Here is a 20,555-nt window from a genome sequence, read left to right as displayed (position 1 = left end):
GCGAGCGCCACGATCCTGTCGGATCGGCAGGAAGACAGCCAAGTCACCAAATCACGCCCAAGGGCCGAACACGAACAGAGCGAGCAGAACTATAAAGATCACGGCCACAGCCGCGACCGCCCACATCATTAACCTCCTGGTACCTTGTTGCTCCTTCTCTCGCGAAAGATTTTCTGCCACTGCACGATTCCTTGCTACGAATTCCGCCTAAGATGCGCCTCGGGCTTGTGCCCGACGCGGTGTCAATCAACGTCCAGCAGCCCGTGTCGCCGTCTTTCGACCCGTGCTTTCTTTGCCGTGGCCAGCGGATTGTGGCCTGTCGGGGTGTTCGAGGCCGCATCCTTTGAGTGGGCCGCAACAGCTGGGCCAGCTCCCGTCTGTGTGAGCATGTCACCGGAGGCTTGAGGCGACCGCGTCCTTCCGAGGAATTCAACAACACGTCTAAACAGGTCCATGTCAGTTCTGCCTGGCAACGGTGAATGCCGGAGCCTGTGGCGCGCGGGCATTGGCTTGTTCGTCCGCCATGCCGAATGTCGCGACCTGCACCAGCACGGCTTTGGCGGCATTTATGATTTCATCGCCTGTCCGGTTCCTGTCGCCGGCGGCAAGCGTCACTCTGACGGACTCGCCGCCTTCTCCATGGAATTCGACCCAGTCGGCTCCTGCTTGGTGGAGCACCCGAGTATCAATGAGTTCCATCACTCGCCTCCTTTGATAGGAGAATTTCGATGTCGGTATATTGTTCCACCTGGAGCGCTACAAAGGCGCGGCGACCGCCGGCGCACAAGGTCTGACGCCTACCAACCTTGCCGGCTGTACCAATCATCGACATCGCGCCGCACACGATCCTTCTCGATGCCGTAACGCTCCTGGATCTTGCCTTCGAGCTGATCGCGCTTGCCGGCGATGCGGTCAAGGTCATCGTCGGTGAGTTTACCCCACTGCTCCTTGACCTTGCCTTTCACCTGTTTCCAGTTTCCTTCCACGCGGTTCCAGTCCATGACACCGTTCTCCCTGTTTCCGAAAGGTCCGGAATAGGAAACGCAATCCAGGCAAGTATGTTCCTGGAAACAGGGAGGTCCGTCAGAGCCAATCTCTGCGTACCAATTGTCGCTTATTGTTCTTGATAGGATTTATATTCGTGTCAGATAGTTACGTCGCAGATCGGCGTGTTTCGGCGGCGTTTGAGTGGGTGTGAATCATTCCCACTCGATTGTTTGAATAACCTATAAAGCATTGAAATTACTGCCAAATATTGTTCGTTTCCACGCAAGCGCACCACGCCTGGTTCAGCGGCTTTGTGACCAAGCTCTTCGCTGAGCGATGTTCCCGCAGCGACACCGGTTCCGGGCGTTGCGCTACCCGGCATTAGCGCGCATCTGACGTCGAGATGTGCGCCTCGCGCGCGGCGCCGCTTCGACGATATGTCCATTTGTGGGCAACACAGCGTCTTTGCGCGATCTCGCGTCGGTCACTCGGTGCAACCGCTCGTAGGGCAGCAATTCCTTAATGCGCGCGTCAAGAGTCACGATCTCGGCGCGCAGATCTTCGCATTCCTGCCTCTGGATATCGAGCTGTATCTGGTCTGAAGCCAGTTGCAATGAAAGCTCCGATAGGTTGGTGCTGACCGCCGACAGGTTTTTCTTGTCGCCTTCGCTCTCGGTTTTGAGGGCGACAAGCCTTTCCTCCGCGATCCGGCGCTCGGTCGCGAAATCGTTAACCTGGGTTCTGAGCAGGGTGATCTCGGCGGAGGTTTCGCTGCTGTTGTTGGTTTCCTTCTCCAGCCTCGATCGCAACTCCTCTATCTCGGAACGCAGCCCGCGCATCTCCGCGTGGGCGCGCGCCCGTTCGCCAGCGCTGTCGCTTTCCACGATGCGGGCCGCCTCGGTTGCCTCGGCGAGCTTGGCATGCGTGGTCTCCAGTGACTTCTGCAGCCGGGCTCCTTCCTTCTCGTGCCTGCCAAGTTGCGCCAACAGCTCGGCTATGTGCGCGCTTTCGTTGGCGTGAGTTGCCGCGAACTCGTCCAGTTTATGCCGAGCCTCGGTCTCCCGCTTTTGCACCTGCTCGAGCTCGACCGAAAGGCCGACCTGCTTTTCGCGCAGCAGCTTGTTCTCGCTTGCGCGTCTGTCGACCTCGACGGTTTTGACGGTCAGGGCATTGACGATCTCGCCGAACTGCGTTTCGCGCCTTGCACTCTCATGGCCCATTTCCACCAGCTCGAGCCGTGCCTTCGCAAGCGCTGTACGCAGCGACTCGCGGTCCTGGACTATGCCGGCCTCGCGCTGTTGCCAGACCTCGGCTGCACGGTCGAGTTCGCGCAGCTTGCGGCCGGTGTCGAGCAATTGTTCCGACAAGGACTTGTGTTCCGTGGTCAAAGCGACATTGGCCAGTTCCAACTCGTTGGCCCTCAGGGTATCGCGATGCAGGACGTTCAGAATCTCGCGCGTCATGCGATGCGCGGTGGCTATCTCGGCCAATCTGGTTTCGATCTCTTCCAGGTGGCCTTGCCCGTCCCGGAAAAGCCCGGCGACGGCCTCCAGGGCAGCAAGCCGGGTCTGTGTGTGCGGTGTCAACCTCACGGACGGCGCGTCGCTTTCGCCTTCAGCAGGGCCAGTGTCCTCGTTTGCCGGCACTTCCGCACCTTCCGAACCCTGCCCATCGGTCGAAAGGCAGTCCTCGATTGCTTCGGCCAGGTCCGATTGGAATTCCTGAAATTCCTTGTCTACGTTCTCGGCCCGCTTGATTAGAGATTTGAAACTCACCACGACACACCCCTTACGCTCACCATAGGCTGGCCTCCGGGCACACTTAACGAATTGCTAATGTATCGCATCACCTTCCATTCCGAAAGAGGCGGCTGCCATGGCCGATCCCGACCAAGCCGGCCGCATGGACGAGACCAGCGTGGCGAGGCGCAGCACCAGTCTGAGGAGCTCGAGGGTTGTCGTGCTTTGGCTATTTGTTCAGGCCCTGGGCGACATTCAGGCTGCCTACACCGCCGCCGCAAATGCCCTTAGCAGCCGCCGGATGAAATCGAAGAGGACGTGTATCTGCCCACCCAGTTCATAGCGTACTCAATCGTATCCAAACTCTTGTGCTGCCCGTTCAGCAACCCGAAGCCTGTGTCGGGAACCATCTGCCCTTCGTGGAGTTGGCTTCCTCGCCGGTCCGAGCAGGACTGCATCCAGTTGGTCGAATTTCTCCGCCCTCGACCGTTTCGATTCGGGCCTCGTCGAGCCAAAATCCAGGAAGCAAACTTTGCTTTGCCTCCTTGATAAATCCCCTCATCGCGGAGCCTGGTATTGGGCGTGAATTCATCAGCTCCCGATAAAGCGGTCACATCGGATGAGCGTTCGCGAGAAAGGGGTACCCCTTCTGTCCTTCAAATAGATCTTGCGGACCTGTCATCTTTTCGTTCCCTGACGGGCCAGACGCGAGAGTGAGCACACCATGGTTCATCGCCCAAACTGCAGCCTGCGTACGGTTGCGAACCCGAATCTTTCGAAGGATCGCCTTGACGTGTACCTTCACCGTAGCTTCGGCGATTCTAATCTCGCGCGCGATGGTTTTGTTGGACTCCCCTTCGACCAAACAACGTAGAATACATTTTTCCCTGTTTGACAAAATCGATAGGCCCCTCTCCACATTCTCGATCTTAGCAGCCGCGCTTGTCAAATCATCGGCTACCGCATCATATTTAAGATCAGGCCTTATATCTTGAATAAACGCCGAAGGTTCCACAGGCAATACCATCTGTCCAAGCATAACCAATTCGAGAGCTTTGATGAACGTGTCGGAAGGAGCGGCTTTTGTCAAATACGCGTCAGCCCCCGCACGAAAAGCCGAAACTATATCGCTCGATCGACAGTGATCGGCTAGCACAACAACATGACTGTTCGCACAAATTGCCTTAAAGTGAGCAATCTGTGCGAATTCAGCATCTGCATCAGTACCGCCGACATCCATTATGAGTAAGATGGGCCGGTGTCGGGGTAGCGGCTTCTGCAGAAGATCGTGAACACAAGCCGCAGAAAAAAGGATACGAAACTTTGCTGTATCCAAGATTCGACTAAGGCCCTCTCGGAGTAACTCGCTCGGCCCGACGAGGACCGTTACAAAGGATTGTTTTGTCATCGTAGCTCCCCAGCCCGCCCGGTAAGGCGCTCAGCGCGCCAACCGCATTAACGTTAACGTTACGCTAGGAAAACCCTAAGCCAAAATACCGCCCTTAGGCGTAGGGCAGCATCGAGACTCGGGTTTCACAAGCCCGTGGCCTTGGGGAGGCATGATGCGGGCGCCACGGCGCCGCCATCGTGGCGTTGGACGCGCGGCAGTGAGGGTTGCCGGGGCTTGGTTTCCCGCGTTTCCCGCGATGCCGCTCCCGCGTGCCAGCTGCGTCGTTAGGCCGGCTCTTCGTTGCGTTGGATCGCCTTGCCATCAAAGAGGTTCTTCTGCAGGCAGCACATTGGACGAGCTCGTCCAAGTCAGTGCTTCATCCATAGGGAGTGCCCACAAAGGGATAGTTGTGCCGCCGGCGGTGAAGAGCCACGATGAGGAGAGTCTTGCTCCGTCAACCCATGCTCGACCAGTTTGGGAGGCATGGTCACCAGAAGGTGAAAGCTACACGCCATGGCTACAGAATACAATTCCTTGCCCGTCACTCCCTCGTCACAGGCCGGCGGCCGCAGGGGGACAAAGGCCGTCCTGCTGGTCTTTGGACTCTCCGGAGTCGCCGCCCTGGGAGGGGGCGCGGTCAGAAACTGGGAGCCCATCAACTGGAAGGTCATCGGGGCTGTTTCCAGAGCCGCGGCGCAGAAGGTCGAGGATGTTTCCGGGGCCGTGGTGCAGAAGGTCGAGGATGTTTCCGGGGCCGTGGTGCAGAAGGTCGACGATGTCTCCGAAGCCGTGGTGCTAAAGGTGTCTGCTGCTATCGACAGCTGGCAAGATCAACCGGTTCGAGCCACGGCCGAACCCAGCGCGATCGTGTTGGGACCGGGTGCGTCGGCCGTAACGTTGGGAAGCGCCGCCCCTGCCGTCCCCACCAGTACCGAGCGCCCAAAAACCCTCAGCACGGAACCGGATGCGTCGGCCGTGGCGTTGGTCGAACGCAACGCCGTCCCTGCCGTTCCCAACAGTGCCCAGCGCCTCCTCAGTACGGCGCCAGACCTGCCAACCGGAAGCCAGTTCGGCGTCGGTGACCGCCTCAAGATCGTGTTCTACGAGCGCGTCGACCTCGAAGAAGACAAATGGGGGGGCGCGTCCTCAGCCTCGGCCCTACGCGGTATCGTGCAGCGTCCGGAGCTGAGCGGCGAGTATACTGTCCAAGAGGACGGCACGATTTCCATGCCCTTGCTTGGCTCCATTCCGGTCGCCAACCGGTCGGCGCAACAGGTACAGGCCGAAATGGCGGCTACCTTCGAACAACTGCTGGGCCGCAAAGGACTGGTCAACATCCTGTCGCTGGAGCGCCCGCCCATTTACGTACTGGGGCCAGTCAAGAATTCGGGTTCGTTCAAGTACGCGCCCGGCATGACGATTCTGCACGCCATCGCGCTGGCCGGCGGCCTCGACCGGAGCCAGGGCGAGCCGTGGCAGAAGATTGAAGCCGTGCGTGAAACCCAGAGGCGGGGCGGGGCGATCGATGCAATTTCGAAGTTGCTCGCCCGCGTGGCGGTGCTGAAAGCCGAGCGCGACGGCACGGCGCCCAAGATCCCGCGCCAGTTGCTGGAGATCGCCGGCGCGACTGAAGCCTCCAACCTCGTCAGCGAGCAGAGCGACCGGCGCAAGGCCGTCGCCACGACCCGCAAGGATCGCGAGCGCACGATCTTGCGTGCACTGGAAGCGGCCAGGCAAGATGTTGCCGCGTATGGGCACATGGACTCGCTCGACGAGCTCGTCAAGCTGCGCGAGGATCGCGTCAACAGCATGCGCACGCTCGTGAATCGCAACGTTCTCAGCATGACGGTGATGGATCAGGTCCGGAGCGAGTTGTCCGACGCACAACAGCGTCGGCAGGATGCCCTCAACCAGTACGCGATGGCCAAGCAGCGCCTTGCTTCGCTGGAGGCTGAGGCGTTGCAGACCCAGGCCGACCTCAGGAACGATCTGGAGGTTGAGATCGAGTCCACTGAGACCCAGATCGCAGCCAACACGCGCGACTTGAACGCCAGCGAAGGCGTCCTGGACACGTTGCCGATGAACCGCGCCCAGGGTGTGAGCGCGAACAGCGTAACCTACCAAATCGTGCGGCAATCGGCAGCCGGGCCGGTCAGCATCGAGTCCCCCGGGATGACCCTGTTGCAGCCGGGCGACCTCGTCAACATAATCGTGGCCGAAGGCGAGCCAGACGCGCTGGGCGGTTCGCCGGTCTCGACCTCGTCCCTGACCGGCGAGAGCTCGCCGGCCGGGTCCACTCCGAACGATGCAGGACCTAGCAGCGAGGTGGCGGAGCAGCCAATCGGTCCGAATTGATGGCCGCAAGGAAACTGTTCTGCACGGCATGGTCTGCGTGAATGAACTCGTCGGGCCGACGTGGGAGCCGCAACGATCACTCGCCCACAGCTTCGGCCGTTTCACGAACGGGCATATCCGTCTCCGCCGAGTTCGAAGTGTGGCTTGGACTGCCCGCCGTGGGTAGTCAGGAATAGGGTCTTCACTTCCCGCGCCGGCGATACGAAACTTCTACAAACAGGGCAAACCCCCGGGCGCTCCATGGCTGACCAGCAGCGCGCAACAAGGACAGGAGTTCGCGATGTCTCAGTCATCGGTGCACAACCCTAACGTGCGGCTTCTGTAGGACACGCCATGCCCCAGGATGCTGTTATCGATGTGACCGTGGAGGCCTTGCCGGACATCGCGAGACTTGAAGCCATTTGGAAGGAGCTCGAGGCCCGAGCAACTCACTCATTCTACCTGTCCTGGCTCTGGATCGGAACTTGGCTGCGGCATCTGCCGGGGGGCGCTCAACCGCATATTCTGGTCGCCCGGACGTCAAGCAGAATCGTTGGGTTGGCGATTATTTGCCGGCGGAGCACCTGGAGCTTCGGGCCACATGCGCGGGCGCGTTGGCTACTCAATGAAACCGGCGATGTTCGTTTCGATCGATTGTTTATCGAGTACAACAACATTCTTGCGGAGCGATCCCTGGCCGATGCCACCAGGGTGGCATGCCTCGAGGCCTTAGCGCAGCACTTGCGCTACTCTGACCAGCTGGTGCTCTCCGGAATCGATCCGGACTTTGAGCTGGCCGCTTGCCGCACTGCGGGCCGGGCCGGGCTCCTTACCGATGTGAGAGCGGACGATACGGCGCGGTGGATCGATTTCGCAGAAGTCCGCCGGAAAGGCGGAAATTTCCGCGCCACATTGGGCCGCAATACTCGGCAGGCGGTAAGCCGCGCCATGCGGTTATACACTGAACGCGGCCCCATTGCGTTCCAGACCATGGAAGGCACTTTGGAGGCGCTCGCCGCGTTTGATTTGCTGGCCGAGCTTCATCAGGCGCGGTGGGGACGCAAGGGCGCCTTTGCCAATCCGAGCTTCCGCCGATTTCACGAAGACCTCATTGCACTCGGAGTTCCCACTGGGACCGTGCGCATCTCGCGGACGTTGGCTGGGGACCAGACGATTGGGATCCTGTACAATTTCGTGCATGACGGCCGTGTTTACAACTACCAAAGCGGCTTTCTCTTTGAGCGCGACGGCCGGCTTAAGCCTGGGCTTATCAGCCATGTTCTGGCTATCGAGGACAGCATCGGACGCGGGGAGTGCAGCTACGATTTTCTGGCAGGCTTCTCGGGGCACAAGTCGCACCTGGCCAATGCGGAGCATCCCATGAAGTGGATCGCAATAGGCAGAGACGGTCCAGAGCGCCGCATCGAGGCAAAGTTGCGCGGTGCCAAGCGAGTGCTAGGGTCCATTGCTGCGAACATGAAAGAGGCCATGGCTTGAAGCGCCAACCAAAGAAGGAGGGTCCATCTTCACTCTATATCGCCCACCGGACGAGCGCTGTTTGAAGCACAGCGCGGCGGGCTCTCTAGTCTATGTTTCAGCGTGGCGGAATTGGTAGACGCACCGCACTGTTGATGCGGCGCCGACAGGCTTGTAGGTTCGACTCCTACCGCTGGAGCCATCATTTTAGGTCGTTGAAGAAGGGCATTTCGGCCCCTTCTGCCCGACGAGCGAGTACTTTTGGTCCATCGATACGCCTCCCAGTAAAGAGATCCCTGGAGCGCCAGTTCACTGTCAGTCCGGCAAGAGACATTTGGCAGTTTCGTCTCCGGGCATACCCCTTGCGAGCAGCGGTATGTCTGGGTGTTTTGACGTAGCCCATCCATACACCAAAATATCCACCAGGCGCTCCTTGCTTTCGCCCCTGCGTGATTGTTTCATCGGGGAAAGCCGCATGAATGGCGCTGCCGTTCATTTGAAAGAATTGCACTTGTGCGCATGAGCGCTCCCAGCGATCGGCATCCACGTATGACTCCTGACTGCTACCCTGAGCTCGACTTTATCGAATTTTCTGACGCGGGCGGGAACGATCGTCATGGCGTGGGCGCGAGCTGGAATTCTCATGCTGTCTCGGTTCGGCCGGAACATCGATTAATCGGCGTCAGTCAGCTTCTTGTGGAGCCGGCACCGCCCCCTCCAAACGTCTTGGGTAAAATCGAGCTGAGACCCGAGACCATAATGCCGGTTCTCGAGAATGATGGTTTAGAGATCCTGGCATTCATGCTCGATGTGGAGCCGAACGTCGTCCGCGAGATAGGTGTTTGCCTCAACGAAGAGGAACGGCGGCGCGCCGAGGGGTTGAGACTGGAGCGGGACCGCCGGCGCTTTGTCGCTACACGTGGGCGACTGCGTCAGGTCCTCGCTTCCAAACTGGGAATCTCGCCATCCGAGGTCGAACTAGAATATGGGCACCGAGGCAAACCACACCTCTCGCACCGCATGGGTGCTCGCGATCTGTGCTTCAGCGTCTCACGATCCGGAGATGTCGCGGTCGTCGCCCTCTCGACCAGGCAGGAGGTCGGGGTGGACATCGAGGCAGTTCGCCCTGTGCCCGAAGCGGACGAGATCGCAGCGCTCTGCTTTTCCGCCTCCGAGTATGGGTCCTATACCGCCCTTGGTCCCGAAGACCGGCTGGAGGGCTTCCTCCGGCGCTGGACCCGGCTGGAGGCTATCTCCAAGGCCCTGGGGTGCGGCTTAGGACAGCCCTCTTCCTGGGATGAAGGGGATTGGGCTGTCCGTAGGTTCGTACCGAAACCTGGGTACATCGGGACGGTGGTAGTCCGGAATTGGTAGTCCGGAATTGAAGTGCCCGCGATGCCATCATTCGCTTACGATGCACTGTGGATAAACGAGGGCACGCAAGTTCATTAACGGGGCAGCGCTCCACAACGGGCAGCGCTCCACTCACATGTCCGGGCGTACGGATGACGAGTTTCATGGTGAAACCGTCGTGCTGAGGGAGTTGGGATGCGGGTCGTGAATCATGAAGGAAGTGGTTCGGGAGGCCCTGTGTCGGCAAACGTGATGCACATCCCGGAGCTTCTCGCAAACCTCGCGGTCAAAGACATAAAGGTCTGGGTAGAGGGCGATCGGCTGCGGTGCAACGCCCCAGCTGGCACACTGACGGCGGAGTCTTCCGACCAGTTGCGGAACCGGAAGGGCGAAATCATCGCCTTTCTGAACATGGCCACGGCGGCGGCTCGGCAACAGCCTGCAATCATTCCCCTGCAGTCTCGTGGAACACGCACGCCCATTTATGCCGTACCCGGGCATATCGGCGCCCCCTTCTCATTCTCGGACCTGTCGAAGCACCTGGGCGGCGATCAACCGTTTTACGCACTCCAGCCGCCTGGCTTCGATGGGCAGAGCGAGCCGATGGACCGCGTCGAAGATATCGCCAAGTACTTCGCCCGCCAGATCGTCGAATATCAGCCCACTGGTCCATACATCATCGCCGGTTACTGCTCCGGTGCTGCAACCGCTTTCGAGCTGGCCAAAATCCTGTGTGGACGCGGAGCGGAGATCCCATGCGTAGCGCTGTTTGGCCCTCTTCACCCCACCACCTTTAGCAAATTGCCGCGTCTGCTGTATTTCAATGCTAGCCGTAGCGCCGAGTCACTCCTGCGAGAGATGGCGAAAATGCCGACATTCGGTGCCCGTCTCCGACATTTCGGCAGTCGCCTGCGGAATCTCGGCGAGCGCGCCATCGTGACCCCCATTCGCAGAAGCAAAGAGCCTGTCACGTCAGATCCGGTGCTGGCGAGCAGAGCTCGGCTCAAATCCGCGGCGATCACGGCTTTGCGGCGGTACATTCCCACTCCGTATTCGGGTCGAGTATGCATATTCCTTCCGAACAAGGCCTGGATGCGATCGGGTGCAGCACCGCACCGCTGGCTTCGAGTGGTCCCCCATGCCGAATTCTATTTCGGGCCCGAGGAGTGCAACGATACCCTTATGCTGGAGGAACCGGACGCACCTGCCATCGCAGAGCTTTATCGCCAAGCAACCCAAAAAGCTGAACGATCTGCTATCGGGAGCGCATCTCATGAATGAAGTCCTACCTATCGCGGTGGAAGGCGGAGCGCTTCCTCTGCTGAAAGATGCGGATCATCAGGCGCTGGTCGTCGAGTACAACGCCACGGCAGCGCCCTACCCGTCGGACAGGACGATCACCGATCTCTTCCTCGACCAGGCGATGCGTAATCCTGATGCCGAAGCGATCCGCTTCGGCGACGCAACGCTGACGTACCAGCAGCTCAACGAACGCTCCAACCAAATGGCTACGCATCTAAGCTCGACCGGCGTGGGGCGGGGCCGGATTGCCGTTGTGTTCATGGAGCACTCCATTGAAGTCGTCGTCGCGATCTTAGGCGTCCTGAAGTCGGGCGCGGCCTATGTGCCGGTGGATGCGGCAACACCGAAGGGGCGTCTCTCAACAATCCTGAAGGACATTGCCAACGGGACCGACGGGCGGGCGCCGGTGGCGATCACTCAGACGCGCTTGCGGTCCGTCATTTCCCCGGACCTTGCCGACATTTTCGTGCTCGACGCCGATTTCGGGTCGATCTCGGCTCAGCCGGTCTCGGCCCGACCGTCGGCTGCCACTCCGCACGGCGCCGCCTACATCATCTTCACCTCCGGCTCGACCGGCACGCCCAAGGGCGTTGTGATCGAGCACCGGAACCTGGTGAATTACATCTGGTGGGCCGCTCGGGTGTACAGTTCCGGCGAACGTCTCGCATGGCCCCTTTTCTCATCCCTCGCCTTCGACCTGACCGTGACGACGCTCTTCACGCCACTCATCACCGGTGGCCGCATCGTGGTCTATCTTGGTGATCCCGGAATCCAGAGCATGGTCGTTCTCAAGGTCATCGACGACAATGCCGTAGATATTATGAAGCTGACGCCGGCGCATCTCGCGATGATCCGCGACCGCAATCTTGGGACCACAAGGCTGCGCAAGTTCATCGTGGGTGGCGAGGACTTCAAGACCGAATTGGCTCGCGATATCACGAAAGCCATCCCCCATCCTGTCGAGATCTACAACGAGTACGGACCAACCGAGGCCACGGTGGGCTGCATGATACACCGTTTTGACATCGACCGGGACCAAAGCTCATCGGTGCCGATCGGCGTTCCGGCCGCCAATGCGGGCATCTACGTCCTCAGCAAGGCACATCAGCCCACCTCCCCCGGCATTGTCGGTGAGATGTTCATTGCCGGCGACGGCTTGGCGAGGGGCTATTTCAATCGCCCTGACCTCACTGACGAACGTTTCCTTACGGCCGCCGATCCCCGAGATCGGTTTTCGCAGCTGCGGCTGTACAAGACCGGCGATCTCGCCCGCTGGAATGCGGAAGGGCGCCTGGACTTTCTCGGCCGCGCCGATCATCAGGTGAAGGTTGGTGGCGCGCGTGTCGAACTGGGCGAGATCGAAGCGCGGCTTCTGAAGCACTCGAACGTTCAGGAATGCGCTGTCGCTGCCATCGCCACCTCGGTGGTGAAATCGGCGACACAACTCGGCCATGTCGAACCGCCGGCGGTCGAAGACGGCATCGCACGACTTGTGGCCTACTATGTCTCGTCGAAACCTGTGACCGTTGCGGACCTGCGCGCCCACCTTGCCGAAGAACTCATGGAGTCCATGATTCCGACACACTATGTTCGCCTCGAACGGATGCCGCTCACGTCCAACGGGAAGATCGACCGCACCTCGCTTCCCGAACCGACGGCGGAAAACATCCAGCCTGCACAAGACTTCGCCGCTCCCTCGACGGAGACCGAGAAGATGGTGGCCGCGCTGTGGTGCGATCTCCTCCAGGTCGAGTCGATCGGCCGGGACGACAACTTCTTTGGCCTGGGCGGGCAGTCGCTGTTGGTGATGCGGGCGGTGTCAAAAATGCGAAAGACCTTCGGCGTCGACGTGCAGCTTCGCAATCTCTTCGAGCGCCCGACAGTGGCCGGACTGGCGGAAGTGATAGACGCAATGCGCTGGGTGGCCGATTCCAGAGCCCCTTCACTCGAGGGACCGAGAGAGGAAATCGAACTCTAGCTTTCGAACGGCCCTCCGAATGGCCTTGGGGCGGATGAAGATGATGGACAACGCTTGGGTACCGTCGCGAGGATCGGGGCTGCCGTGGACAACGGGGGAGTATGAACTCCTGCGGGACCAGGTCCGCCGGTTCGTCGAGGAGGAGATCAAGCCCTGTGCGGATCGCTGGGAAGAGGACGGGTTCGTTCCCCGTCCGGTCCTGCGCCGCATGGGCGAACTCGGCTTCTTCGGCATCCGCTACCCGGCCGAGTATGGTGGTGCCGAGATGGATGCGGTTGCATCGACGGTCTTCGCCGAGGAGCTCGGGCGCTCGACCTATGGCGGCGCCGCCGATGCGATGCTGGTCCATAGCGACATGGCTTCCATGTATGTCTTTCACGACGGGACCAAAGCCCAGCGGGCCCGCTGGATGCCGGGCATTGTCAGCGGCGAGGTGATCACCGCGGTCGCCATCACGGAGCCGGATGCCGGATCGGACGTGAAGGCCATCCATATGCGCGCGACCCGAGAGGGCGACTCTTACGTGCTCAACGGCACAAAGCTCTACATCACGAATGGCGTCCACGCAGATCTCTACTGCGTCGCCGCCAAGACCGATCCCTCGGCAGGAAGCAACGGAATCACGATGTTCCTGGTCGAGAAGGGCACGCCGGGCTTCAGCGTCGCCCGCGAGTTGGACAAGCACGGCTGGCGCTCCTCCGATACCGCGGAGCTCGTCTTCGACGGTTGCCGTATCCCCGCCGAGAGCGTGCTCGGCGCGGAGGGACAGGGCTTTTACTCCATCATGCGCAACTTCCAGAACGAGCGCCTTGTCCTCGCGGCCATGGCGATAGGGACGGCCGAGGCGGCGATCGATATGACCCTCGCCTGGGTGAAAGCTCGCCGCGCATTCGGGGGCGCCCTTTGGGACTTGCAAGCGATCCGTCAACGTCTCGCGATGCTTTCAGCGAAGGTGGAGGCAAGCCGCCAGTTTCTCTATGCCACCGCTTGGCGCATGGCGGCGGACCAAGATTGCATGCGCGAGATCTCGATGTTGAAGGCCATTTGCGGCGAACTGGTCAATGAGGTTGTCTATGCGTGCGTGCAGTACCATGGCGCCATGGGCGTCATGCGCGAGAGTCCGATCGAGCGGATAACGCGTGACGCCCGCATCCTGTCCATCGCCGGCGGCGCAACGGAGGTGATGCTGGAGGTGGTCGCGTCGATGTCGTGAGCCCAATGCCGCCGCCACATACGGGGGCTGTCGGTTGCGACTGGGTTGGACATACGCTTGAGCGGCTCCTGCAGCACTGCGGCAATGTGCTCATTGGCCGAGTTCCAAGGCTTATCCGGAAGGAGTGCCCATGAAGGGTAGTTGTGCCGCTGGCGGTGAAGGATCACGATAAAGGCAGAGCCTTGCTAGTCGACGGTGCTCCCCCAGTTCGGGATGGGATGCCCAGCATTGAAAGTGAAAGTCACATGCCATGGCCATGGGTATAGAAAACGATTCCGAGCCCGGGGCAGATCGAATGAGGGTCGTGAAGCTGAAGCCTGACTATGTCGCGATCCAGCGGCGCTGCAAGGACACACGGCCGCCCGACCACCTGATCGCGCACTACGAACTCGAACGCGGACTCGCGGATCGGCTACGGGGCGCCTCCCGCGACGAGCGTTCCCGAGTCTATTCCGAGGTCTATTCGGAACTGTTCAACAGCCTGCCGGACCATCCGCAAAAAGCCGCCGTCGGCTCGCGCCCAGACCGGATCGCGAAACAGGTCAGGGCCCTCTCGCCTCTGATGGGGCGCGGCGACGTGTACCTCGAGATCGGCTGCGGTGACGCCTCGCTGCCCTTCGCGCTGTCCGGGATCACTCGTGAGGTGCTGGGCCTCGATGTCACGGAGGCCCTGGTGGATTTCGCCGCCGCTCCGGCCAATTTCCGCTTCCTGAAGACGGAAGGGGTCGAGATCCCGCTCGCGGACAACTCCGTCGATCTAGCGCATTCGGACCAGCTCATGGAGCATCTGCACGTGGAGGACGCCGAGGCCCAGCTCCGGGAAATTCACCGGGTGCTTAGGCCCGGCGCGCACTATGTGTGCACGACCCCGAGCGCGATCACGGGGCCGCACGATATCTCGATTTATTTCGACGAGGTGGCGACGGGCATGCACATGCGGGAATACGACTATTGCTCACTGCGCTCCCTGATGCTCCAAGCGGGCTTTCGCCTGATCGAGTTCCCGCTGGTGTTCGGCGGATATTGGCTCGCTACGCCGCCCTACTGGCTCCTGCGCGGTATCGAAGTGGCTCTGCAACAGCTTCCGGCTCGGTTGCGGCGCAATCAATTGGCCGGCGTCCTGATGGGCATCACGGCAGTCGCCACCAAATAACAGCGCCGGACTTCAGACGCGCGGGGGCCCACCTGGCCTCGAGAGCGTCGGCGACCACGGGACGCGGAATCGGACAGCGCGCAATCAGCACGCCGATGCCCAGGATCTCGAACTTGCCGGAGATCGACAGATCGACAGATCGAAGACGAAGGGGTCAATCGGCGTCACTAGAATAAGTAGAACAAGTGTTGGACAACAGGAATCGGGTCGCTTCGGGAACATCGCCACCACGGCTAGAGCATTTCACCGTTTCACGGAAACGGCGAACCGCTCTATCTCTTTGTTTTTACGCAATTCCGAACGGAAAACCATGTCACACTTTTCCTGGAATTGCTCTAGGGACCAGAACACCCCCAGCGCCCCTGCCCGATGGGAAAGCGCTTCTGGCACACGGCCCGCCGAAGTGATCGACCCAGTCCGATCACGATGGCCCGAAGGCCGTCCAATTGCGGTCGATAACCCTGTGCCACGATCGATGTCTCTTCACGTCTGGAGCCGCGACGCGGTCGGTTGTTCCCGCACAGGGCCGGCTGCAGAATCGAGGTTCGTCGCGAAGGCCAACATCAGGGCCGCACACGCACCCTCGATGCTGACGGCGAGCGTCCAGCCCAGGACCAGGCCTTGAAGTCCACCAAGTTTCGCTCCCGCGATCACCAGGCACAGCTCCAGCAATCCGCCAAGCGCGAACCAGCGAGATGCCTTGCGCATCCTGTCGCCCAACCGCGCCAGCGTGCAGGCATGAAATTTAAGCGTTGATCCCAACAGGCTGAAGCCGAGGAAGCGCAGGCTCGAACCGGCGATCTCAGGATAGGCTGGATTGAAGACTGCAAGGACCGTCTGCGAATAGGTGAAGATGAATACGGCGCAGACCAGCGAGAAGAGCAACGACGCCATCACCGATAAAAGGATGTCGTGTCTGGATTGTTTCGGGCTCGCTCTCACAACGGGGAACAGGGCCGTGGCCAAGGCCGCGGGAATCAACGAGGCCATGGAGACCAACATCCACAACGATACGAAGGCGGCATTGATGGCCGGCGACAGGAGAACCAGCACCAGGTAGGGCATGATGACGGCCGGGGCCTGCACGGCCACGTCGAGCGCATAGTGGTCGAAGACCTTCTTGCGGAGCGTTTGGAGCAGCTGTAGGTCGGGAGGCCCAACGAGATGACGCGCACCGCCCCGCGTCAACAGGTCCACGCCGACGAGAGACGCCAGCAGGCCGGCCGCCCAGCTCAGAAGAATCGCGGCATTGGAGGTGTAGCCGCCAATCGCGGCGGCAGCGATCAGCATCAGCTTCAACGTGCCGAACAGCACTAGCCGGATCATCCTGCCGGAGCTGCGAAGGTTGCCCAGGAATGCCTGGTCGGCCACGACGGCAAGAACGGTCAAACCGCAGCCGAGGACGAACGCAATACCCTCGAACCAGCCGCCGATCAGCGCGGTCGAGCTGTAGAAGTACGCATGCCCGAGGACGAACAGCAAGGCCAGGCCGACCGCCAGCGCCACCCCGACGCACGCTGCCGCGGCCACGAGACCGCGCTCCTTGCCAGGATTGCGGACGATCTCGCCCACCAGCATGGTCCCGATCCCCGCCTCCCCCAGCATGCCGATAAGCCCCATCACGGACAGGAGGGCAGCGATGTTGCCGATCACCTCCGGCGGAAACAGCCGCGCCGCGAGCCACCAATAAACAAACCCGAGAGCGGCCGCCGCAGCCGTTCCGATTGCCAGCGCGCCGGAATTCATCACCAGCGCGGCGTTCTTTCGAAGATTTCGGCGCACGCGAATAATGGCCGTCCCGGCGCGGTCTACCGACATGATTGCTGTCCCGAACCTTGCACCGGCAACGCGGACCTGCCGGCGGCTGGGCGCAGGACCTCCCGGTAAACCTGCTCGATCCGGGCCACGACCGCCCCGGCCTTGAGGCGCTCGACCCTAGCCAGGCTCGTCGCCTCCAGGCGGGCTCGCAAGGCGCGGTCGTCAAGAAGTGTCTGCATTGCGTTGGCGAGGGCGGGCGCGTTGCCGCTCGGCACGAGAAGGCCTGTTTCGCCATGATCGACGAGATCGGGCATGCCGCCGATGTCGGTTGCAACGACTGTCTTGCCGGACGCCATCGCTTCCATGATCACTGTCGCGCAGGCTTCTGGCCCCACCGATGGCAGCACGCCGAACAGTGAGCGCCGCCATGCATGCATGATAGCGGAATGCGGCCACATGCTGAAGACTCTAACGTTCGGCGGAAATTCGGTTGGCGTATCGGCGACCCGGCGCCCGACCAGGACCAGCGGGGGCGCCCGCTCCAGGCGGGCATAGGCTTGCAGGAGAACGTCAATGCCCTTGAGGCGCATCATGTCGCCGACGAACAGGATGAAGCCATCCCCGGGCAGCTCCCGCAGGCAGGCATCTTCCGGACCAAGCACCCCGACATCGTCGGGCACGAAGTTTGGGATGACGTCGTAAGGGGCGCGGCCTTGGGTGAGTCCGGTGTGACGGGCCACCGCGTGGCTGACCGCGATGAAGCGGTCCACCACGCGGCGAGCGGCGAAGCTCGACGCCCAGTTGCCCAAGGTGGTCACGGCTGCCTTCACCGCCCCGTAATGCCCCGTGGCGCAAGGCAGGCACTTGGCCGGCGCCGGGCCACTGCAGAGATGGACGCCCAAGTGCATGAAGTTCTTCTTGGCGCAGACAAGGCCGTAGTCGTGGAGCGTAACCACGAGGCGTGCCCCGCCCACGCCTTTGATTGGCAGGAGGGACGCGTAAATCCAGTTGTGGGCGTGAACGATATCCGGCTCCTCCCGGGCAACCAGCCGCTTCAGGGCAAGGACAAGTTCGGGATCCGGGAAGGGTGGTGCATGGCGGCGCTCGGGATCGGTATGCAGGCCCGACAGACGCTGGAGCGTGCCGCGCAGTCGATGCACGCGGACCGCGCCGTCCAGCTCGGTTTCGGGGGAGCCGGGATGCATCAAGGTCCCGACGCTGACATGATGGCCTCGCTGCGCCAGCGCTGCGCCGAGATTGCGGACGTGCCGCTCCTCACCCCCGATTACCGGAGGATAGAACTGCGATAGCAGCAGGATGCGCATGATCGAGCCTCTTTTCAGATGCGCGGCACCAGCGTCGAAACACTGCGATAGAGCCGGTTATCCGCCGGTCGATAGAGCCGCGCCTCGGCCATCTGTCGAGTTGCCAAGGCGGGTACCGGGATTTCTCGCGTCCAGGTGTCGCCCGGCGCGACGGCGACCGATCGGAAAACGGCGAACGGTTGCCCATCAAGGGTGATTTCCACGTCGAATTGCTGAGGTTCGGCCTCGGCGCTCCTGATCCCGACGGTGATCCGGCGGGACTCGCCACCGGCCGATGGCAACAGCCAAAACTCGGTGTATTTGAATTCCCGGTGGACCGCTTCGTCCCGGACGGCCAGCGCATAGGCTCCGTTCGCAATAAGCACCGCCAGCATGAGCACGGCTCCCTGCCAAAGCCGGACCCGCGCTGGAGCCGGCCAGGCTGGCAGATCGGGAGTGTCGCGGCGGATGGCGGCCACCAGTGCCGCGGCGGCCGTCACGGCCCAGAACCACAGCGCCCAGCCGAGCGGCGTAAGGACGCCTGCCGCGTTCAGGGCAAAGCCCCCGGCGATGCATGCGGCGAGGCTTGCTCCGACCGCGTAGACGAAGTGTTGCGCAAAGGAGGTGGTCTTGACGCCGATGGCCCGCAGCACCGTGTGGCCAGGGACGAGGAACACCATGGGCGCGCCCAGGGCAGTACGGAGGAGCACGCTGTCGCTGACCGCAACGGCCGCCACAGCGGCCCCCGCCCACAGGCAGCCGGCCAGAAGGTCCCGCTTGCTACGAATTTTCATGCAATCCCCTCACGTCGTAGATGACGATCCAGCCATTGTCGTAGATGCGGGTGACGCCCTTGACGTCATTGAACTTGAGCAGCGCCGCGCCCGAGAGCGGTCCCTTCTGCCGCTGCCACGGCTGAAAGTAAAAGCCGAGCACCGGCGGAGTCGTGGTCAGGCGCAGGTCCATCAGCAGGAAATCAATGTCGCTTCCTGCCAAAGCCCAAAACTCATCAGGCTCCAACGTCTCGGCCTCGAATATGCGCGCGGTATCGACGCCTTCTCTGATCTCGACCCTGACGTCCTGCCGACCGTAGCTCGCAAGCAGAAGGCGGTTGATGCGGTCGGTGGTGAAGCGGTTGCCGGCACCGAGCCATTCCTTGGTCCAGCGTGCCGTTTCGATCCCCATCGGTTCGATCGACTCCTGATCTGCGGCCACCCTGTAGCGCCCGTGGATCGGATTGAGCGAAGAGCTCATGAGGCCGCCCAGGACGATGACCGACAGAGCAACGGCCGGAGCGACGCGGCGCAACCCGCGTGGCGCGCGCCCTTCCCAGAAGTGGACGACGCTCACAGCGACGACCAGCCCGACGCCGATGAAAACGAACGTTCCCATGCGGTTTCCGATTTCCCATCCGGCGCTGGTCAACCGGAAGGCCACCGAGACCGGAAACCCGAAGGCCAACAAGGTGAGGAGTATGATGCGGCTTTCGTGCCAGCGACGTTTGAAAATGTCCTGGATCGGACGCCAACCGGACCGCGCACCACCAGGCGCTGCCATGGCCAGCGACCGAAAGAATCCCGTTGCCAGTCCGAGTGCCACCAGCAGGAGCGCGAGCAAGGTGGTCAGCCGCATGTAGAGGGCCTTGTCCGGCACTCCGAGGTGCTCCAACCGTGGGGCGGGCCCCATCACCTTCCTGAGCAATGAGTCGAAGCCGGACTCAATCACCGGGCCGAGATAGGCTGCGAGAGGGATGCCACGGGCCTGCACCCACAGCGACGGCAGGGTTATGGCGAGGATCGCCGCGAGGCCCACCGCAGTGCTGGTCTTGATGCGCAAGGGGTCGTGCCGGCGCCAAGCCTCCAGCGCCGCCAGCGATCCGAAATAGATGGCGGCGAAAGCGGCCGAGAGGTGATGTGTGACCGCGAGGCTTGCCAACAGCAACGCAATCAGCCCGAGCGACTTCAACCTCGCTCGCCCGACAAGATCCTTGGACGCTGCTTCGACAGCGAAGGTCAGCACGCACAGCACTATGCCGAGGCTCTCGTAGGCGAACATCGAGTCGAACAGGAAAAAGGTTGAGCAGCCCATATAGGCCAGACAGGCGATGGCCGAGATACGCGGCGATCCGGCGATGCTTTCAAGGAACAGAAACAGGGCACCGATGAACGTGCCCTTGAGGATGACCAGCAAGAGCGTCGCCGCCGCAAACAAAGGCAGTCCCGTAAGATTGACGATCGCCGTCGCCACTATTTCCAGAGCCGGGTACGTTGGCCCGATCGGTAAGAGCGGGTTGGATAGGAACAACCGGCGGGCGGCGATGAGATCCTGGGCCGCGATCCAGTGCAAGACTTCGTCGTAGCCGCCGAAGCTCGTCGGGGAATAGACGATCTTGCAATACAAGAAAGCTTCGGCAAGCAGGAACAGGAGGAAAAGGCGCTCAGCCCGGGCTGTTGTCGGCCAGGCGATACGAAGGCTGGTTGGGACGACCAAGAGGACGACACCGGACCAAAAGAACAGCGGCGCCACGTCATACCCACGGCGCCCGGCCGCGTGCCCAGCCACGACCAG

At 61.5% G+C, this 20,555-nt stretch carries 16 protein-coding genes and 1 tRNA gene; 8 read left to right on the top strand and 9 right to left on the bottom strand.

The window, feature by feature from the left end:
- Positions 1 to 456 precede the first annotated feature (456 nt).
- From LB577_RS05255 to LB577_RS05240, 4 genes are all read right to left on the bottom strand, one after another.
- Positions 457 to 699 carry a hypothetical protein gene (locus LB577_RS05255; protein WP_224685842.1) on the bottom strand — a complete coding sequence of 81 codons (243 nt, stop codon included), beginning with the start codon at positions 697 to 699 and terminating at the stop codon, positions 457 to 459.
- Positions 700 to 797: 98 nt separating this feature from the next.
- A complete protein-coding gene (locus LB577_RS05250; protein ID WP_023768098.1) occupies positions 798 to 1,001 on the bottom strand; it encodes a CsbD family protein in 204 nt (67 codons plus the stop codon).
- A 357-nt stretch (positions 1,002 to 1,358) separates the two neighbouring features.
- The gene (locus LB577_RS05245) at positions 1,359 to 2,762 is read right to left on the bottom strand and encodes a hypothetical protein (protein WP_411969203.1); all 1,404 of its coding nucleotides are present in this window, start codon (positions 2,760 to 2,762) and stop codon (positions 1,359 to 1,361) included.
- A gap of 574 nt (positions 2,763 to 3,336) precedes the next feature.
- A complete protein-coding gene (locus LB577_RS05240; RefSeq protein ID WP_224685840.1) occupies positions 3,337 to 4,134 on the bottom strand; it encodes a LuxR C-terminal-related transcriptional regulator in 798 nt (265 codons plus the stop codon).
- Between the two features lie 495 nt (positions 4,135 to 4,629).
- Here LB577_RS05240 and LB577_RS05235 point away from each other — a divergent pair, with 495 nt between their 5' ends.
- The 3 genes from LB577_RS05235 to LB577_RS05225 all read left to right on the top strand — a co-directional run bounded on the left by LB577_RS05235 (position 4,630) and on the right by LB577_RS05225 (position 8,128).
- Positions 4,630 to 6,471 (top strand): polysaccharide biosynthesis/export family protein, encoded by a 1,842-nt coding sequence (locus LB577_RS05235; protein WP_224685839.1) that lies wholly within the window; start codon positions 4,630 to 4,632, stop codon positions 6,469 to 6,471.
- Positions 6,472 to 6,804: 333 nt separating this feature from the next.
- Complete coding sequence (locus LB577_RS05230) at positions 6,805 to 7,947, top strand: GNAT family N-acetyltransferase (RefSeq protein ID WP_224685838.1); 1,143 nt, start codon at positions 6,805 to 6,807, stop codon at positions 7,945 to 7,947.
- Positions 7,948 to 8,043: 96 nt separating this feature from the next.
- Positions 8,044 to 8,128: transfer RNA gene (locus LB577_RS05225), tRNA-Asn, on the top strand.
- Here LB577_RS05225 and LB577_RS05220 read toward each other — a convergent pair.
- Complete coding sequence (locus tag LB577_RS05220) at positions 8,129 to 8,473, bottom strand: hypothetical protein (protein WP_224685837.1); 345 nt, start codon at positions 8,471 to 8,473, stop codon at positions 8,129 to 8,131.
- Here LB577_RS05220 and LB577_RS33260 point away from each other — a divergent pair.
- The 5 genes from LB577_RS33260 (at position 8,446) to LB577_RS05195 (ending at position 14,925) form a co-directional block, all read left to right on the top strand.
- A complete protein-coding gene (locus LB577_RS33260; RefSeq protein WP_318013421.1) occupies positions 8,446 to 9,300 on the top strand; it encodes a 4'-phosphopantetheinyl transferase family protein in 855 nt (284 codons plus the stop codon). The two genes, LB577_RS05220 and LB577_RS33260, sit on opposite strands and share 28 nt — an antisense overlap.
- 216 nt (positions 9,301 to 9,516) lie before the next feature.
- Positions 9,517 to 10,560: a thioesterase domain-containing protein gene (locus tag LB577_RS05210; RefSeq protein ID WP_224685836.1), complete on the top strand. Its 1,044-nt coding sequence runs from the start codon at positions 9,517 to 9,519 to the stop codon at positions 10,558 to 10,560.
- Positions 10,553 to 12,559: a non-ribosomal peptide synthetase gene (locus LB577_RS05205; protein WP_224685835.1), complete on the top strand. Its 2,007-nt coding sequence runs from the start codon at positions 10,553 to 10,555 to the stop codon at positions 12,557 to 12,559. The genes LB577_RS05210 and LB577_RS05205 overlap by 8 nt, the downstream gene beginning before the upstream one ends.
- Positions 12,560 to 12,599: 40 nt before the next feature.
- Positions 12,600 to 13,772: an acyl-CoA dehydrogenase family protein gene (locus LB577_RS05200; RefSeq protein WP_224685834.1), complete on the top strand. Its 1,173-nt coding sequence runs from the start codon at positions 12,600 to 12,602 to the stop codon at positions 13,770 to 13,772.
- Positions 13,773 to 14,067: 295 nt separating this feature from the next.
- Complete coding sequence (locus LB577_RS05195; protein ID WP_023776742.1) at positions 14,068 to 14,925, top strand: class I SAM-dependent methyltransferase; 858 nt, start codon at positions 14,068 to 14,070, stop codon at positions 14,923 to 14,925.
- 483 nt (positions 14,926 to 15,408) lie between these two features.
- On the opposite strand, the gene LB577_RS05190 is transcribed toward LB577_RS05195, so the two are convergent.
- From LB577_RS05190 to LB577_RS05175, 4 genes are read right to left on the bottom strand one after another with little or no spacing between them, the layout of a single operon-like run.
- Positions 15,409 to 16,743, bottom strand: coding sequence for a hypothetical protein (locus LB577_RS05190; protein WP_224685833.1), 1,335 nt, complete (start codon positions 16,741 to 16,743; stop codon positions 15,409 to 15,411).
- A complete protein-coding gene (locus LB577_RS05185) occupies positions 16,734 to 18,008 on the bottom strand; it encodes a glycosyltransferase family 4 protein (protein ID WP_224685832.1) in 1,275 nt (424 codons plus the stop codon). Before LB577_RS05185 ends, LB577_RS05190 begins: the two co-directional genes overlap by 10 nt.
- A 14-nt stretch (positions 18,009 to 18,022) precedes the next feature.
- Positions 18,023 to 18,781 carry a DUF1616 domain-containing protein gene (locus tag LB577_RS05180; RefSeq protein WP_224685831.1) on the bottom strand — a complete coding sequence of 253 codons (759 nt, stop codon included), beginning with the start codon at positions 18,779 to 18,781 and terminating at the stop codon, positions 18,023 to 18,025.
- Positions 18,768 to 20,513, bottom strand: coding sequence for a hypothetical protein (locus LB577_RS05175; RefSeq protein ID WP_224685830.1), 1,746 nt, complete (start codon positions 20,511 to 20,513; stop codon positions 18,768 to 18,770). Before LB577_RS05175 ends, LB577_RS05180 begins: the two co-directional genes overlap by 14 nt.
- Positions 20,514 to 20,555: the final 42 nt, after the last annotated feature.

The sequence above is a fragment of the Mesorhizobium sp. B283B1A genome, from assembly GCF_020165735.1.
Taxonomy (GTDB): domain Bacteria; phylum Pseudomonadota; class Alphaproteobacteria; order Rhizobiales; family Rhizobiaceae; genus Mesorhizobium; species Mesorhizobium opportunistum.
This window is presented reverse-complemented; position numbering and strand designations above follow the sequence as displayed.